We start from the raw sequence: 16,143 nt of genomic DNA, 5'->3' as shown, positions 1-16,143 counted from the left end.
GCATTATATCAGAAAAAAACGAAAATCCGTGTTTTTTCACAATTATGAATATAAAAAAGCGAGCACGTGGCGTGCTCACTTTACGATCAGAACCGGTATATCTGATTTCGCCGAAAGCTTTTCACTTACACTTCCAAACAAAAGTTTCTTCAGTCTGTTTTGGTCTCTGCTTCCGGTTACAATCAGATCGGCTGAAACCCGGTTGGCATGCTCGATAATTGATTCAGCCGGGTCACCTTCCAATATATCGATATCTCCCTCTGTCTGCTGATCATTCAGCATCATTCTGGCTTCGGCGATGACTTCTTCCGTACGGTCTTCATAAATCATTGGCTCCGGTGGCGCAACATCTGATATCAGCGGGTCAGGAACACTTGTCATGCCTCCGCCAATATAGCTTGCCCCTGCTGCGGGCCTCGACGGGTAGTTGATGGTCTGGTTGTCTTTCATATCATGTGAATGGGCGACTGTAATGGCTGCATTTACCGTTTTCGCAAGATCAATGGCTGTCTGAAGCGCTTTCTTACTGTTTTCACTTCCGTCAAACGCAACAATAATACGGTCAGTATGAAACATCATTCTCACCCTTTCAAAAAAACGTCGTACAATACAATACCCGACATCATATCTATTTAATCTTTTCTCTGTTCAAGTAATGATTGACAAAAAAAGGTTTTGTTTATATTATGAAAAAAGAGTGAAAAATCAGAATGAATGGAGGGTTTGCTATGCCAAGGAATGATATGTCTTACAGAACAGTTTCATATTGGCGCGGCAAACCCTTATTCTGTTTTTTTGAATTGGGTTAATCCGCGCGCCGAAAAGCGCTCTGTACATCATAATCGATAACAAAAGGCATGGAGCTGACGCTTCATGCCTTTTTTATATACAAAATCTTAAGAAAGACAGGTGTATCGGATGTGAAGACAAATACAGAGGCAAGGATTGGTTATGACAACCTGAACGAAAAGAGCTGCAAGGAAAAAATAGAAGGCGGCTGACGAGATAAAGGAGATGGGGATGGATGTTTTCAGTATTGAAAAAGCTGGGCTGGTTTTTTAAAGCCTACTGGCTGCGCTATACCATTGCGATTGTGCTTTTATTATGTGTAAATGTACTTGAGATGTTTCCGCCTAAACTGTTGGGGAACGCCATCGATGATATGAAATCGGGGGAGTTTACCTCAGGCGGGCTGCTGTTTTATGTCAGCGTATTTTTAGGTTTGACGGCGGTGGTGTATATCATGTCTTATTTTTGGATGCACCAGCTGTTCGGCGGAGCGAATGTGATGGAAAAAATTCTCCGCTCAAAGCTGATGGGCCATTTGCTGAAAATGGCGCCGCCGTTTTATGAAAAATACAGAACAGGAGATTTAATGGCGCGGGGGACAAATGATCTCCAGGCTGTCAGTTTAACGACGGGTTTTGGCATTTTGACATTAGTCGATTCCACAATGTTTATGATGACGATCTTTTTGACGATGGGGTTTTTGATCAGCTGGAAGCTGACGCTTGCAGCCATAATACCTCTTCCCATTATGGCTGTTGCGATCAGCATATACGGAAGTAAAATTCATGAAAGGTTTACAGAGGCACAACATTCTTTCGGAGCGCTGAATGACAGGGTGCTCGAATCGGTCTCGGGTGTGAGAGTGATTCGCGCTTATGTGCAGGAAACGAATGATGAACGCCGTTTTAATGAAATGACGGCCGATGTGTACCGGAAGAATATGAAGGTAGCCTTTATCGATTCTCTGTTTGAGCCGACTGTTAAGCTGCTTGTCGGCGCCAGCTATCTGATTGGGCTGGGGTATGGAGCGTTTCTTGTTTTCCGTAATGAGCTGACGCTTGGCGAGCTTGTTTCCTTTAATGTCTATTTGGGCATGATGATTTGGCCGATGTTTGCGATCGGTGAATTAATTAATGTGATGCAGCGCGGCAACGCGTCCTTAGATCGGGTAAATGAAACCCTTTCTTATGAACCGGACGTGACAGATCCGAAGCGGCCGTCTGATTTAAAAGAGCCTGGAGATATCGTTTTCAGCCATGTCAGCTTTACATACCCAAGCTCAACAAATGTGAATATTCAAGATATTTCTTTTGCCGTGCGAAAAGGGCAGACTGTCGGGATTGCCGGTAAAACAGGGAGCGGTAAAACGACGATCATTAAGCAGCTTTTGCGCCAGTATCCAGCCGGTGAAGGGAGTATCACATGTTCAGGTGTGCCGATTGAGCAGATTCCTCTTGACCGGCTCCGCGGATGGATTGGATATGTGCCGCAGGATCATTTACTGTTTTCCCGGTCTGTAAAAGAAAACATCTTGTACGGAAAGCTTGACGCAAGTGATGCTGAGGTAAAGAAGGCTGTTTCAGAAGCTCATTTTGAAAAAGACTTGCAAATGCTTCCGGCCGGTCTGGAGACAATGGTGGGTGAAAAAGGCGTCGCACTCTCTGGAGGGCAAAAACAAAGAATTTCAATCGCGAGGGCGCTGATGGCGAATCCGGAGATTTTAATCCTGGATGATTCTCTTTCCGCTGTAGATGCAAAAACGGAGGCGGCTATTATCAGCAATATCAGGAAAAACCGCCAAGAGAAAACGACATTTATTCTGACGCATCGTTTATCAGCTGTGGAGCATGCCGATCTCATCCTTGTGATGGACGGCGGCGTGATTTCTGAGAGAGGCACACATCAAGAGCTGATGGCCAATAACGGATGGTATCGGGAACAATACGAAAGGCAGCAGCTGTTCACTGCAGAAGAAGGGGGAGCAGGGGCATGAACACGGGAAAAACATTATGGAGATACGCACTCCTATATAAAAAATTGCTGATCACTGCCGTCCTGTTACTTGCGATTGCAGTCGGGGCAGAGCTGACCGGACCGTTTATCGGCAAAAAAATGATTGACGACCACATCCTCGGCATTGAAAAAACATGGTATGAGGTCTCGGAAAAAGATAAAAATGCAGTTGAATTTGACGGCACCTCCTATGTCAGGGAGGACCGGATGCAGGGAGCGGCTGCTAAAGAGAAAGAAGCGCATATTTATCAAGTGGGAATAGCGTTTTATTTCGTTGATCAGGCTGTCAGCTTTGACGGGAACAGAACGGTTTCTGACGGAAAGCTGACGATCACTAATGGGAATGAAAGCCGGACGTATCCTGCTGAAAAGCTGACAAAGCAGGAGATTTTTCAGTTCTATAAGCCGGAAATGAAGGGGATGACGTTTCTTGTTTTTCTGTATGCCGGTTTGCTTGTCTTCTCGGTATTTTTCCAATATGGGCAGCATTATTTATTGCAGATGAGTGCCAACCGCATTATTCAAAAGATGAGACAGGATGTGTTTTCCCGCATTCAGAGACTGCCGATCCGCTATTTTGATAATCTTCCCGCGGGCAAAGTAGTCGCAAGAATTACAAATGATACCGAGGCAATCAGAGATTTATATGTGACAGTGCTGTCGACGTTTGTGACAAGCGGCATATATATGATCGGGATATTTACGGCGTTGTTCCTGCTGGATGTAAAGCTCGCGTTTTTATGCTTGGCGATTGTGCCAATCATCTGGCTGTGGTCGATTATCTACCGGAAATACGCTTCCTATTACAATCATCAAATCCGTTCGATCAATAGTGACATTAATGCAAAAATGAATGAGTCTATTCAAGGCATGCCGATCATCCAAGCTTTTCGCCATCAAAAAGAAACAATGAGAGAGTTTGAGGAATTAAATGAATCTCATTATTACTATCAGAACAGGATGCTGAATTTAAACTCCTTAATGTCACACAATCTTGTGAATGTGATCCGCAACCTTGCGTTTGTCTGTCTGATCTGGCATTTTGGCGGCGCAAGTCTAAACGCGGCAGGAATTGTTTCCATCGGTGTGCTGTACGCGTTTGTGGATTACTTAAACCGCTTATTCCAGCCGATTACAGGTATCGTCAATCAGTTTTCTAAGCTGGAACTGGCGCGGGTGTCCGCCGGGCGTGTTTTTGAACTGCTTGAAGAAAAGGAAACGGAAGAAACGGGTGAACCGGCGAAGGAGCGCGCGCTGGGGCGGGTTGAATTTAGAGACGTATCATTTGCTTATCAAGAAGGACAAAATGTTTTGAAACACATTTCCTTTACAGCACAAAAAGGCGAAACTGTAGCGCTTGTCGGCCATACCGGATCAGGCAAGAGCTCGATTTTGAATATTCTCTTCCGCTTTTATGATGCGCAAAAAGGGGATGTGCTCATCGATGGGAGAAGCATTTACAGCATGTCAAGGCAGGAACTTAGATCCCATATGGGGATTGTGCTGCAGGACCCGTACTTATTTTCAGGAACAATCGGTTCTAACGTCAGTCTGGAGGATGAAAGAATTTCAGAAGAAGACATCATAGAAGCACTGCGGCAAGTTGGGGCTGAGTCGCTTCTTGAAAAGCTTCCGAAAGGCATCAGCGAACCTGTCATTGAAAAAGGCAGCACGCTATCCTCGGGAGAGCGGCAGCTCATTTCCTTTGCAAGAGCTCTGGCGTACGATCCCGCCATTTTGATTTTGGATGAAGCAACGGCGCATATTGATACGGAGACAGAGGCTTTGATCCAGAAGGCACTGGATGTAGTGAAACAAGGGCGCACGACATTTGTCATTGCACATCGGCTTTCAACCATCAGAAACGCGGATCAAATTTTAGTGCTTGAAAAAGGAGAAATTGTTGAGAAAGGGAATCATGAGGAACTAATGGCGTTAAAAGGGCAATATTATCAAATGTATGAGCTGCAAAAAGGACAGAGGCACTCCATTGCATAGTTTTCAAAAACCCAAGACATTCAATGTTTTGGGTTTTTGTACGCATTAATAAGCCAGTCCTACCCGGCAGCCGATATAGTCTCCTGTAAGAAGCTCGTGATACAGAAAAGCCGCAGTGTCGCCGACAGTGATCTTTTTGCCTTCCGCCGGCAAGACGTTGCGCTCTGCACGGTATTCACCTGCTGCTTCTCCGTCGGGGAGATATGTGGGGCAGATCATGGTCCAGTCTAAGGACGAATCTCTAAGCATTTCATATACCTTTGCATGCTCCTTGGCAGCGCGGGTCAGCTTTCGTTTTGATTCATTTGTTTCAAATCGGTATTTTCCTGGTTCAAATCGTGAATTAAGAATGCCCGCGGTGCCGATCGTTATGAGCCGTTTGATATGCTTTTCCTGCATAATGGCAAGAATATGTGTCATGGCAGCTGACAACGTATCGTCGCCATCTGTACCGAGACAGCTGATGACGATCTCAGCATCCTTCATAACTTCTTTCACATCTTCTCGGCAGCGGGCATTCCCGATAACGATCCGTTCTTTCGGCAGGCCAAGTTTATCATTCGATGATCTGATCAGAGCGTAAATATCCAGTTGTTCATTGGTGCCTGCCAATCTTAAAAAGGCTTGTCCGACACGGCCGGTTGCGCCAAATAAGGCAATTTTCATGAAAAAACCTCCTCGCCCCTCATTATAAAAGGATGTACTCAGTTTGAACAGCGCGGGAAAGAATACCTGTACAAAAAGACAGAACGATGGGAAACATATTCATTAATCATGGATATACTTACGAACTGCACCAGCTCCCAATTCACAATAGCGATGAATGGCACCTTGATTCCCTCCCTTTTCTCCTAGGATATGTGGTGTAGGAAAAAAGGGTGACAAATATAAAGAAGGCGCGGAAACCGCGCCTTCTGTCAGCCATTTATTGAATTGTTATTGTACGCGTCCGCCCATGTTCTGCTGAGCGAAAGATACTAAACGTTTTGTGATTTCTCCTCCGACAGAACCGTTAGCGCGGGAAGTCGTATCCGCTCCAAGGTTAACGCCGAATTCAGAAGCGATTTCAAGTTTCATTTGGTCGATAGCCTGAGCTGCGCCAGGTACTAGTAATTGATTTGAAGAGTTTTGGTTTGCCATGTGTAAAATCTCCTTTTTTATTTGATATGGTTGGGTTAACTGGAGTTGCACCAGTCTGTGGACCCGTCTCGGGTGTCACTGCCGTCTCGGCGTAACCCAATGCTTTGCCGGCTTGTTACTACGTATTATGTTAGATTTGACTGAAACTCATGCGGGGATTTTAGTGGTAAATCTTGAGAAGGCATAAAAAAAGCTTAGCCGCTCAGGCTAAGCTAATCGTAAATATGAAAAAGCATCAATTCATGTATCTCGTTTTTGAGTGCAGGCTCATCAGCACGGGCGGGAAACAAATCTCCCCATTCAATCTCGCCGCTTTTATGATAGATGCCCTCGTAATGCATGCCTTTATAGTAAAACGAAATTGTCCATCCGGGCAGTTTTTGTTTTTGAAACAAAGGTTTCCAGCTGAAATGAGAAATCATCAGGGGCCACGCTCCTTGAAATTGATATCAATTGACATGGATACGGACGAATTACATTCATTGTATCATTGTTGCAAAACATCATTGAAGGGGCTTTATGATGAACTTGTCCTTGCGTTGAATAAACTTCAAGCCCGCTTTTACATAAAGCGGGCAAATTAGGATGGCCACAGCGATTCATGGGAGGTAATGGCCATCTTCGAAAGATATGAAGCATATTCAAAGCTTCTTCGTTTTGTCAAAGAATCGACAGATTGCAGACTCGGATGAGAAAAAATACTGCGGCCCGGACGTGAATTCGCTTCAAACATCCATACCTTACCATTTTGGTCAATGCCAAAATCAAAACCGATCTCGCCGATGAACCCTTCGATATGGTCATGGAGCACTTGGCTGGCAGTCAATGCCGCCGCAGAAAGCTTTTTAATGACATGTATTCGTTCCGCCGGATCATCGTATACTTCGGCCAGCGTTTTCACTTTTCCGCCATTCGATAGGTGTGTTGTAATGCTGTTTTCTCCTGAAATTTTTACTGCGATGGCGGTCACAGTCCATTTCCCTTTACTGTTTTTATTCGTATGAACGCGGAAATCGGCTGGTTTTCCCTGAAATTCAATCAAATTTACCCCTTGCTGAACGAGAAAGACAGCGGGATCATGCTGTTTTTGAAATTCATCCAGAAATGCGGAAGCATCGGGATAGTCGATTGAAGAAAAAGATTTGGCATCATTTGTATGTTTCACAGTCAAACCGGATTTTGTTTTGGCGAGCTGATAAATCCCGGTGCCGAGTGCTCCGTCCGCCGGTTTTATATAAACCTTGCCGAATGAATCACTCAGCTCTTCAATCCGCTCAACAGTAGGATGAAGGATTGATTTCGGTAAGTAAGGAGCCGTTCTCGGGTCTTTTTCCAGCAATTGATGAACATCCCATTTGTTGAAAAATGTTTTATTGAACCATGGGATTTGATATTCATTGATCAGCCGGTTTTTTGTATTCTGCAAGACAATTGAGTTCTCGATTTTTCTATTCGGCAAACGGTCATACACGACGTTCGGCAGCGGGACAATGTGTTTCTCCCAGCCATTTTCCCTGTATAGAAGCGCTTCAATCGTCCCTTCCTGCCAATTGATTTGGTGCGCGCCGAACACGAAGCAATAGCTTCCTGTTTGTTCATGCAAAGTGAGCAGTTTAGAAAAAAAGAGAGAACGGTCCTTAAAAGGGCGCTCAAGTGATGCGGTAAACCCCGCGGTGAAGATGCCGATTAACGGACCAATGTGCACCGAATGATCATGAATGAGAATATCAGCCCGGCTGCGATGCGGTATCAGCAGTTCGTGAAACAGATTTTCAGAGAGGAGCACTGTCTGTTCGAGATTTCGTCTGAAAGTAACATGGCATCTGACAACCTTCGTTCCGAATGAGGCAGACAAAAGGCCGTCTTGCTTCATTGCGGAGGGCAGAAACAGAGTATTTTCACTGCTTTTGTCTATGCCGATCAAAAACCGTTTACGATTCACGCGGAAGGACTCCTTTCTGGTTTTGCAGCGAAAATAGATATTTGCACCGCTTAAGAGGACAAGTATATAGATGTTCTTTTTTCTCAGGAGAAACATGAAGTATTGATTTTCTGCCTGGTTTAGAATTGATATCCAGGATCCAGATCCTCCCGTCCTTCGCAAGGCATATATCCAGACCGAGTTCAAATAATGGCCCGTATCGCTCATCAAGATAATACGGAACCGATTGGGTAATCGAGAATACGTCATCCAGTAAGACTACCTGCTGTTTTTTCGGGATATTTTCAAACCATGTATCAAATGTAAGCGTATCCGATCCGCCTGATAAATTGGCCAGCAGCCCGTTTTTGTATCCGCGTCTCACTGCCTTTCCGACGGTATGCCATTCACCGTCCTCATTTTTTTGCATAAACAGCCGGATATCACAAGGGTATTGCTCCTTATCTTGGATATTTAAATAAGGCTGCATCAAATATTGGTGCTGAAGCACTTTTTTGCACCAAGTTTTAAATGAAGCTTGGTTGGAAAAGGATTTTGTCTGTTTATCCTTTCCGATATGGTAGGTGGCGGTTATGTTTTTCTTGCCAAGCTCCAGAAGTATCACGCCTCTGCCGCCAGCACCGAACGCTGGCTTTAAAATACAGGCTTTTTCTTTCAATAAATACGAATGGATTTGTTCAAATCGGCTCACTTTCATGGTTTCTGGAATGTAAGGATTGATCACAGAATGCTCCTGCAAATCTTGAAACACAGTCCATTTATCAGGAAGACCCCGCCCGATAAATTCGGTTTTCGGATATTTTTTGAGCCATTCAACGATCGGTTTTGCTTTTTGTGATTGTGAATCCTTCCCATAAAAGCAGCGGTCATAAATATAATCGGGAATCGCAAGTTCTGTTTCGTTCCAATTGCTGCTCGCTGGATGATAAACCAGCGCTTTGACACGCAGGGTGTCGGGCAAAATGTCAAACGGTGTAAAGCGGATCAAACGTATGCCGAATTCGGGCGCTCTTGTAGCCAATTCTGCGGAATAATCCTGCTCGTGCTGGCGGGTTAAGGACATAAAACCGAGTGTTATCATGGTGAGACTCCCCCTTTTATTAAAAAGCTGCCGGCGGGTGTCAGCAGCTTTACGCTTCAAAAAACATCAGGAACACAGCTGTCGGTAGTCTACTTTACAGATTACGATTCAGCATCTTGCCCTATTCCTGTTAAACAAGCTGATTTTATGGCCATATGTTTTGTCTCCTTGTTTGCTAAGTGATCACACCAACCTCTATAATACAAATAGGTCATTCTATTTATGAAAAAGTAAAAGCACAGATGGAGGCAGATGAGCAGGAATGGGTATTGCAGGAACCTTTATATTTATGATCGTGATCGGCGCAGTTATCGGCGCGGTGACCAATCATTTAGCAATTCAAATGCTATTTAGGCCGTATAAGGCATATTATTTGTTTGGAAAACGAGTCCCTTTTACTCCGGGATTGATTCCAAGAAGACGTGATGAGCTTGCGAAACAAATGGGGCTGATGGTGGTAAACCATTTATTAACGCCTGAGGGTATTAAAAAGCGGCTTGTTTCAGATTCAGCCAAAAAGCAGGCGCTTCAAGTCGGAGAACAGCTGATTCAAAACCTGTCGCTATCTGAAATGACAGTAAAAGAAGCGCTTGAAAAAGCCGGAGTAAAGCATCCGGGTGAAGCGGCAGACGCTTGGATCAGCCGCTGGACGGATGATAAATTGAATGAACTTTTCCGCCGGTATGAGCATCAAACGTTAAAGGAAGCACTGCCATTGGAAGTGCAGGAAAAGCTAGAAGAGAAGATACCGATGATTTCAGGCTATATTTTGGCGCGAAGCATTCATTATTTTGAAAGTGAAGAAGGAAAAATCCGTCTCGGCAATATGATTGATGATTTCTTAAAAGAACGCGGTATGCTTGGAAGCATGGTGCAAATGTTTCTCGGCAATTCAAGCCTTGCTGATCGCGTGCTGCCGGAGCTTCTGAAGTTTTTGCGGAATGAGGAAACGAATAAGCTGCTTTCTGATCTTCTGAAAAACGAATGGGGCAAGCTGAAGGAGTATACATTTAATGAAGCGGACGAAAAATGGAACGCAAAAGTACTAATCTTTAGCCTGAAACAAAGAGTGCTGCAAGCATTTTCAACTGCTCCGTTTTTTGAAAATACGATTGGCTCGCTTACAGCCCGCTATGAAAATGATCTGAACCATCGTATCCTGCCGGCGCTTTTAGACAAATTGCTTGAGGGGATTTCAACCAATCTTGAAAGTGTATTAAAACGAATGCGCCTTGAGGAAATTGTAAAGGAGCAGGTGGATCAGTTCCCGGTACAGCGTCTTGAAGAAATGGTGCTGTCGATTTCGAAAAAAGAATTTAAAATGATAACCTATTTGGGCGGCCTTCTCGGCGGAATCATAGGTGCAATTCAAGCGTTGTTTGTCATCCTTTTTTAAGAAGAAACGGGTTTCGATTAATGAAAGGAGCTCCATAGTCTGTTATAGTGGAGTGGTATGTCAATCGGCAATAATGAAAGGAGCTATTTACAATGGCTGTTAATTTTTATGATGTAGCGTATGATCTGGAAAATGCATTGCGCGGGAGCGAAGAGTTTACCCGTTTAAAAAACCTGTACGATGAAGTAAACGCAGACGAGTCTGCGAAACGAATGTTCGAAAACTTCCGTGATGTGCAGCTGAGACTTCAGCAAAAACAAATGGCTGGAGAAGAAATTACAGAAGACGAAGTGCAGCAGGCTCAAAAAACCGTTGCGCTTGTGCAGCAGCACGAAAAAATCTCTCAGCTGATGGAAGCGGAGCAGCGTATGAGTATGCTGATCGGCGAATTAAACAAAATCATCATGAAGCCTTTAGAAGAGCTTTACGGCAGTGTCGAAGGCTAATCATTCAAAATCCCTTCTGGAAAAGAAGGGATTTTTTTATTCGTTCAGCAAACTAGAAAATCCAGCGATTTCTTTACCTCTCCATTGATGATTACTGATAATGTATGAATTCCTTTGTAATGTTTTCTTGTAGATAAATCCTTAAAGGTTTGTGTTTTGGTATATGATTTTGTTTCGTTTTTTCGTATATTCGTTTCTGTTATTTTAAATACCTTTCGATGATGCTGGCCTCTGGCTTTTACGTAATCAATGGCGTACTCAATTCTTACTTTCTGATCCCTGTCTGAATGAATGTGAAAAGTAAACTTGAGGGTTTCGCCAATAGAAATACGGCTGGACTCGCACGTTAATTCTTGCAGTTGAATCGAGTCAGCATCGTGATAGCCAAAAAGCGATAAAGCCTGTTTATCGCCTTTTTTTAACAAGGTCCGGTAAGCGTGTTTGATGATCCAGTCTGTATGAGGATGTGTGCCATACCATTGTTCTGCGACTTTTCTCAGCAAGTGAGGATGCGTTTTTGATATATCATTAAGGTTGTTGGCCACACTTTTTCTCACATACAAAGACTCGTCCTGCATCAGCTGCTCGAGGATCGGCAGCACGGGGGAGGGGTCCGATTTCAAAGCGGGTATCGATTTTCCCCATGGGAGGCGGGGCCTGCTTCCTTCACTCGCAAGTCTTCTTACGTGCTCATTTTCATGCTTAGACCATATCAGGAATTGTGCAATCATTTTTTCCTGATTTAAAAGCAAAAAAGGTCTCACAGCAAATTCTGAAGTGGAATATGCCGTAAAGTATTCTAACGCCTTCATTGAATCATCCCAATGCTCTAAGCCGTAATGCTCCACATAATCAGGAAATATGATTCCGCTGAGACCCTTAAAATGAGGAGCTGCATCCCATAATACTGCAAGCGCTTCGCCATAATGTTTCGGCAGTGTTTCGTATAAAGCAACGGTAATGCGGCGCATGCGTTCTTTTAATGCGAGCCCAGGCCATTCTCCCGTCATTAAGAGTTCCTCGAATTTGTCTTTGTTGAACGCTGGATAGGTTTCTTTTACAGTATCTGTCAATCGAGAGATCAGTTCTTGATTATAAATTTCTTTTAATACAGTCATTGGACCACCGCTTTTTTCATTTAATGTTTATATTGTATACGAATGTACGTTCCTATTCAAGTGGTGAAATCCAATAATTAACATTACACGCTACCTTAGTTACACAGATATTGGTTACTTTTTTTAGTTAAAAAAACCCTTGTCATCTGCAGAGAAAACTGGGATAATAACATTGAAAGCGCCTACACTTACCTATTTCAAATGGATACGGTCGCATATCATGCCGTTATATAGAGGGGATAAGCAACAGAGAGTAAGTGTTCGGAGCGCATCATTGGTCAAATAAGGGGTTCCTGATACATGATTTTTCGTAAGTAAATCGAAATAACGATATTAGGGAGAATGGCTGCTTCGATCGTATCCTATTATGATTGCGTATATAAAGTCTGCTGAGTCAGGCTTTTTTTGCTGTACAGAAAAGGTTGTTCTAAACACAGAGACAGGGTCATATCCTATACACAAGTACAGTCATCAAGGAGGGGGACATCTCTGTGTCTAAACAATTGCTTGCCTTAAACATAGATGGAGCGCTGCTTCGGTCGAACGGGAAAATTCATCAGGCAACGAAAGACGCGATTGAATATGTTAAGAAAAAAGGGATTTACGTCACACTTGTCACCAACCGCCATTTTCGCTCAGCTCAGAAAATAGCAAAATCGCTGAAGCTTGATGCAAAGCTGATCACCCACAGCGGCGCCTATATCGCTGAGAAAATAGACGCGCCCTTTTTTGAAAAAAGAATTTCTGACGATCATACTTTTAATATCGTTCAAGTGCTTGAGAGCTATCAATGCAACATCAGGCTTCTTCACGAGAAATATTCGATTGGAAACAAGAAAAAGGTCAATTCAAATTTGCTTGGGAAAGCGCTGATCCACCCGTCAGATCCCATCTTTTACCCGGTTCAGTTTGTTGAATCGTTAAGCGATCTTCTGATGGATGAACCGGTGAGTGCGCCCGTCATCGAAGTATATACAGAACAAGATATTCAGCAAGACATTACAGAAACGATTACAAAAGCCTTCCCGGCGGTTGACGTGATTCGCGTAAACGATGAGAAGATGAACATTGTTCCAAAGGGAGTTTCGAAGGAAGCGGGCCTTGCACTTGTTGCTTCGGAACTGGGGCTGGGGATGGAGGATGTAGTCGCTATCGGCCATCAGCAAGACGATCTTCCGATGATTGAGCTTGCCGGACTTGGGGTTGCAATGGGGAACGCTACACCGGAAATAAAGAGAAAAGCAGATTGGGTCACAAGGTCAAATGACGAGCAAGGCGTCGCATATATGATGAAGGAATATTTCCGTATGCAGCAGCGAAAAGGGTTCCTCGATAAGTTCCACATGAAACGCGTATAAAAAAAGCCGCTCGCGCCCAAACAGGTGCGGCGGCTTTTTTGCCGGATTGATTTTAGCTGTTTATTTCTGTACACTAAAGAAAGTTTTGAATCTGATAAATTAGGTGATGAAGTTGCAAATTAAAATAGAAGGCATACACGATGACCGCCTTCATCGGCCACTGCAAAATATCGCAAATTTGTTTTATGAGGAATGCGGTCTTGTCTACGGCGGAGAGGAGCCGGCGGATCTTGTCATCTCTTTAGCGTGCACGCAAACGGATGAGCATGTGACGGTTTCAGGAGAAGTGAAAGGAACCGGAATTAAGGAACACCATACTAAATCTTTTTCTCCTGATATGAATGAAAAAGAAGCTTTCAAACAAGTAAAAAACACAATTTCTTATGTTTACTTAAATCTACTTCAAGCGCATACGGGGATGACGCAAAAGTGGGGAATTCTCACGGGAATCCGCCCAACGAAGCTGCTTCATAAAAAGCTGCAAAGCGGGATGCCGAAGGAACAGGCGCATGCAGAATTGAAAAAAGACTATTTAATTCATGATGAGAAAATCGAATTGATGCAGCAAATTGTCGACAGGCAGCTGGCGGCAGTTCCTGATTTGTATCAAGTAAAGGACGAAGTCAGTATTTATATCGGCATTCCTTTCTGCCCGACCAAATGTGCGTATTGCACATTCCCTGCATACGCTATCCAAGGACAAGCAGGCAGAGTCGGCTCATTTTTATGGGGGCTGCATTACGAAATGCAGAAAATCGGCGAATGGCTCAAGGAGCATGACGTCAAGGTCACAACCATATATTTTGGCGGCGGGACGCCTACAAGCATTACAGCGGAAGAGATGGATCTACTGTATGAAGAAATGGTCCGCTCCTTCCCGGATGTGAAAAACATTCGGGAAATTACTGTGGAAGCCGGCCGCCCCGACACGATTACTGAAGAAAAACTTGCCGTGTTGAACAAATATGATATTGACCGGATCAGCATTAACCCGCAATCCTATGAAAACGAAACGCTCAAAGCAATCGGCCGTCATCATACGGTGGAAGAGACCATTGAAAAATACCATCTGTCACGCCAGCACGGCATGAATAATATCAATATGGATTTAATTATCGGTTTGCCTGGCGAAGGCGTGAAGGAGTTCAGACACAGCCTCTCAGAAACCGAGAAACTGATGCCGGAATCGCTGACTGTTCATACCCTTTCCTTTAAGCGGGCGTCAGAAATGACAAGAAACAAACATAAATACAAAGTTGCCGGGAGAGAAGAGGTTTCTCAAATGATGGATGATGCGGTAGCTTGGACGAAAGAACATGGATACGTGCCTTATTATTTATACCGCCAGAAAAATATTCTTGGAAATCTGGAAAACGTCGGGTACTCGATTCCGGGCCAGGAAAGCATCTACAACATTATGATTATGGAAGAAGTGCAGACGATTATCGGCATCGGCTGCGGTGCGGCAAGTAAATTTATTGATCCGGATACAGGGAAAATCACACACTTTGCCAATCCGAAAGACCCGAAATCATACAATGACCGATTTGAGCACTACACGGACGAAAAGATCAAATATTTAGAGCAGATTTTTGAGAGAACGACAAAGCAGCACTGATCACAGTGCTGCTTTTTTTTATCCCCGCTGTTTTTTCACAGGCTGAACGTCCGGCTTCCATTTAAACACCTTGTTCAGCTGGCGGTAAATCCATTTTGACTCTTTTGTTAATAATGGCCCCAAAATCGCCAGAATGAGGACATATAATGCGGCGAACGGCTTTAATGTGGCTGACAGGCCGCCGGCTATGCCGAGGTTGGCAACGATAATCGAAAACTCACCCCGTGATACGATCGTAAGACCGATATTGGATGAGGCTTTATGAGAAAGCCCTGCGCGGCGTCCAGCCACCATTCCGGCGATAAAGTTTCCGAATATGGTCAGGATCACAGCTCCCAATGCCAGCCAAACCGCTTCACCAAGTGAAAAAGGGTCTATGCTGAGGCCGAAGCTGAAAAAGAACATCGCGCCGAAAAAGTCGCGAAACGGAACGACAAGGTGCTCAATCCGATCGGAATGCTCTGTTTCCGAAAATACCAAACCGAGCAGCAGCGCGCCGATGGCTTCTGCCACATGAATTGTCTCTGAAAATCCGGCGATGAAAAAGAGCGCTGCAAAAATGACGATAATAAACACTTCGTTCGAGCGAATGTCCAACAGCTTATTCAAAAGCGGCGGGAGCTTTCTGGCCGCGATAAAAAACAGCAGCATATAGCCAAATGCGATCAGAATGGACAAAAGCGCACTCCCGACTGATGTCGCGTCTCCAAGCACAAGGCCGGAAACAACAGACAGATACACGGCAAGGAAGATATCCTCAAACATAATAATGCCGAGAATCAGCTCTGTTTCCGGGTTGGCCGTTCTTTTTAAATCGACCAGCACTTTTGCGACGATCGCGCTTGAAGAAATGGTGATGACGCCTGCCAGCACGAGGACTTCCAGAAAAGAAAACCCGGTGATAAAGCCATAAAGCAGTCCGAGGCTGAAGTTAATCAAAATATAAATTGATCCGCCAATTGCGATGGATTTTCCAGACTTGATCAGCTTTCCGACAGAGAATTCAAGTCCGAGATAGAAAAGGAGGAAAAGCACGCCCATCCGCCCGAAAAACTCAATGATTTCACTGCTTTCTATAAACGTGAGGTCAATGATTCCGACTTTAGGGGCATGAGGGCCAAGCAGCATCCCTAAAATAATGAGAAACGGGATAATTGAAAACTTAATTTTATTTGCGATGACACTGGCAATTGCCACAAGCACAAGCGCGGTTCCGACTTCAAAAACAAGATGATCCATCCGCT

15 protein-coding genes are annotated in these 16,143 nt (G+C 44.2%); 6 read left to right on the top strand and 9 right to left on the bottom strand.

Annotated elements, in window-relative coordinates; all coding sequences use genetic code 11:
- Positions 1-75: 75 nt before the first annotated feature.
- Complete coding sequence (locus tag DIC78_RS04775; RefSeq protein ID WP_127695574.1) at positions 76-576, bottom strand: universal stress protein; 501 nt, start codon at positions 574-576, stop codon at positions 76-78.
- 448 nt (positions 577-1,024) lie between these two features.
- On the opposite strand from DIC78_RS04775, the gene bmrC reads away from it, so the two are divergent.
- The gene (bmrC, locus tag DIC78_RS04765; protein ID WP_024120755.1) at positions 1,025-2,782 is read left to right on the top strand and encodes a multidrug ABC transporter ATP-binding protein BmrC; all 1,758 of its coding nucleotides are present in this window, start codon (positions 1,025-1,027) and stop codon (positions 2,780-2,782) included.
- Positions 2,779-4,800 (top strand): multidrug resistance ABC transporter ATP-binding protein/permease BmrD, encoded by a 2,022-nt coding sequence (gene bmrD / locus DIC78_RS04760; RefSeq protein WP_127695572.1) that lies wholly within the window; start codon positions 2,779-2,781, stop codon positions 4,798-4,800. Before bmrC ends, bmrD begins: the two co-directional genes overlap by 4 nt.
- A gap of 45 nt (positions 4,801-4,845) precedes the next feature.
- Here the strand turns inward: bmrD and DIC78_RS04755 are convergent, their stop codons facing one another.
- The 6 genes from DIC78_RS04755 to DIC78_RS04730 form a co-directional block, all read right to left on the bottom strand.
- A complete protein-coding gene (locus DIC78_RS04755) occupies positions 4,846-5,466 on the bottom strand; it encodes an NAD(P)-dependent oxidoreductase (protein WP_106020635.1) in 621 nt (206 codons plus the stop codon).
- Positions 5,467-5,504: 38 nt separating this feature from the next.
- Positions 5,505-5,630: a hypothetical protein gene (locus DIC78_RS04750; RefSeq protein WP_081638264.1), complete on the bottom strand. Its 126-nt coding sequence runs from the start codon at positions 5,628-5,630 to the stop codon at positions 5,505-5,507.
- Between the two features lie 106 nt (positions 5,631-5,736).
- Positions 5,737-5,940 (bottom strand): beta type acid-soluble spore protein SspB, encoded by a 204-nt coding sequence (gene sspB, locus DIC78_RS04745; protein ID WP_010333571.1) that lies wholly within the window; start codon positions 5,938-5,940, stop codon positions 5,737-5,739.
- Positions 5,941-6,152: 212 nt separating this feature from the next.
- A complete protein-coding gene (locus DIC78_RS04740) occupies positions 6,153-6,362 on the bottom strand; it encodes a YheE family protein (protein ID WP_024120758.1) in 210 nt (69 codons plus the stop codon).
- Between the two features lie 158 nt (positions 6,363-6,520).
- Positions 6,521-7,882: a YheC/YheD family endospore coat-associated protein gene (locus tag DIC78_RS04735; RefSeq protein ID WP_127695570.1), complete on the bottom strand. Its 1,362-nt coding sequence runs from the start codon at positions 7,880-7,882 to the stop codon at positions 6,521-6,523.
- Positions 7,872-8,963, bottom strand: a complete 1,092-nt coding sequence (locus tag DIC78_RS04730; RefSeq protein WP_095713721.1) for a YheC/YheD family endospore coat-associated protein — start codon at positions 8,961-8,963, stop codon at positions 7,872-7,874. The genes DIC78_RS04735 and DIC78_RS04730 overlap by 11 nt, the downstream gene beginning before the upstream one ends.
- 262 nt (positions 8,964-9,225) lie before the next feature.
- Here DIC78_RS04730 and DIC78_RS04725 point away from each other — a divergent pair, with 262 nt between their 5' ends.
- Together DIC78_RS04725 and DIC78_RS04720 are read left to right on the top strand one after the other, a co-directional pair.
- Positions 9,226-10,359 carry a DUF445 domain-containing protein gene (locus DIC78_RS04725; RefSeq protein ID WP_095713720.1) on the top strand — a complete coding sequence of 378 codons (1,134 nt, stop codon included), beginning with the start codon at positions 9,226-9,228 and terminating at the stop codon, positions 10,357-10,359.
- 92 nt (positions 10,360-10,451) lie between these two features.
- Positions 10,452-10,805 carry a YlbF/YmcA family competence regulator gene (locus DIC78_RS04720; protein WP_010333576.1) on the top strand — a complete coding sequence of 118 codons (354 nt, stop codon included), beginning with the start codon at positions 10,452-10,454 and terminating at the stop codon, positions 10,803-10,805.
- A gap of 44 nt (positions 10,806-10,849) precedes the next feature.
- Here the strand turns inward: DIC78_RS04720 and DIC78_RS04715 are convergent, their stop codons facing one another.
- Positions 10,850-11,923, bottom strand: a complete 1,074-nt coding sequence (locus tag DIC78_RS04715; RefSeq protein WP_106020633.1) for a DNA alkylation repair protein — start codon at positions 11,921-11,923, stop codon at positions 10,850-10,852.
- Positions 11,924-12,414: 491 nt separating this feature from the next.
- Between DIC78_RS04715 and DIC78_RS04710 the strand changes: the two genes are divergently transcribed.
- Both DIC78_RS04710 and DIC78_RS04705 read left to right on the top strand, forming a co-directional pair.
- Positions 12,415-13,281: a Cof-type HAD-IIB family hydrolase gene (locus tag DIC78_RS04710; protein WP_106020632.1), complete on the top strand. Its 867-nt coding sequence runs from the start codon at positions 12,415-12,417 to the stop codon at positions 13,279-13,281.
- Between the two features lie 112 nt (positions 13,282-13,393).
- The gene (locus DIC78_RS04705; RefSeq protein ID WP_106020631.1) at positions 13,394-14,899 is read left to right on the top strand and encodes a coproporphyrinogen III oxidase; all 1,506 of its coding nucleotides are present in this window, start codon (positions 13,394-13,396) and stop codon (positions 14,897-14,899) included.
- Between the two features lie 18 nt (positions 14,900-14,917).
- Here the strand turns inward: DIC78_RS04705 and khtU are convergent, their stop codons facing one another.
- On the bottom strand, positions 14,918-16,138 hold the full coding sequence (khtU, locus tag DIC78_RS04700) for a K(+)/H(+) antiporter subunit KhtU (protein WP_010333580.1): 1,221 nt from the start codon (positions 16,136-16,138) through the stop codon (positions 14,918-14,920).
- Positions 16,139-16,143: the final 5 nt, after the last annotated feature.

It is taken from the genome of Bacillus halotolerans (genome assembly GCF_004006435.1).
GTDB classification, from domain to species: Bacteria; Bacillota; Bacilli; order Bacillales; family Bacillaceae; genus Bacillus; species Bacillus halotolerans.
This window is presented reverse-complemented; position numbering and strand designations above follow the sequence as displayed.

What these genes read in the sequence shown, in the direction of transcription:
- DIC78_RS04740 (WP_024120758.1), bottom strand. Translation starts at nt 6,362, where the DNA reads ATGATTTCTCATTTCAGCTGGAAACCTTTGTTTCAAAAACAAAAACTG.
- bmrD (WP_127695572.1), top strand. Translation starts at nt 2,779, where the DNA reads ATGAACACGGGAAAAACATTATGGAGATACGCACTCCTATATAAAAAA.
- DIC78_RS04720 (WP_010333576.1), top strand. Translation starts at nt 10,452, where the DNA reads ATGGCTGTTAATTTTTATGATGTAGCGTATGATCTGGAAAATGCATTG.
- DIC78_RS04755 (WP_106020635.1), bottom strand. Translation starts at nt 5,466, where the DNA reads ATGAAAATTGCCTTATTTGGCGCAACCGGCCGTGTCGGACAAGCCTTT.
- bmrC (WP_024120755.1), top strand. Translation starts at nt 1,025, where the DNA reads ATGTTTTCAGTATTGAAAAAGCTGGGCTGGTTTTTTAAAGCCTACTGG.
- DIC78_RS04715 (WP_106020633.1), bottom strand. Translation starts at nt 11,923, where the DNA reads ATGACTGTATTAAAAGAAATTTATAATCAAGAACTGATCTCTCGATTG.
- DIC78_RS04725 (WP_095713720.1), top strand. Translation starts at nt 9,226, where the DNA reads ATGGGTATTGCAGGAACCTTTATATTTATGATCGTGATCGGCGCAGTT.
- sspB (WP_010333571.1), bottom strand. Translation starts at nt 5,940, where the DNA reads ATGGCAAACCAAAACTCTTCAAATCAATTACTAGTACCTGGCGCAGCT.
- DIC78_RS04775 (WP_127695574.1), bottom strand. Translation starts at nt 576, where the DNA reads ATGTTTCATACTGACCGTATTATTGTTGCGTTTGACGGAAGTGAAAAC.
- DIC78_RS04730 (WP_095713721.1), bottom strand. Translation starts at nt 8,963, where the DNA reads ATGATAACACTCGGTTTTATGTCCTTAACCCGCCAGCACGAGCAGGAT.
- khtU (WP_010333580.1), bottom strand. Translation starts at nt 16,138, where the DNA reads ATGGATCATCTTGTTTTTGAAGTCGGAACCGCGCTTGTGCTTGTGGCA.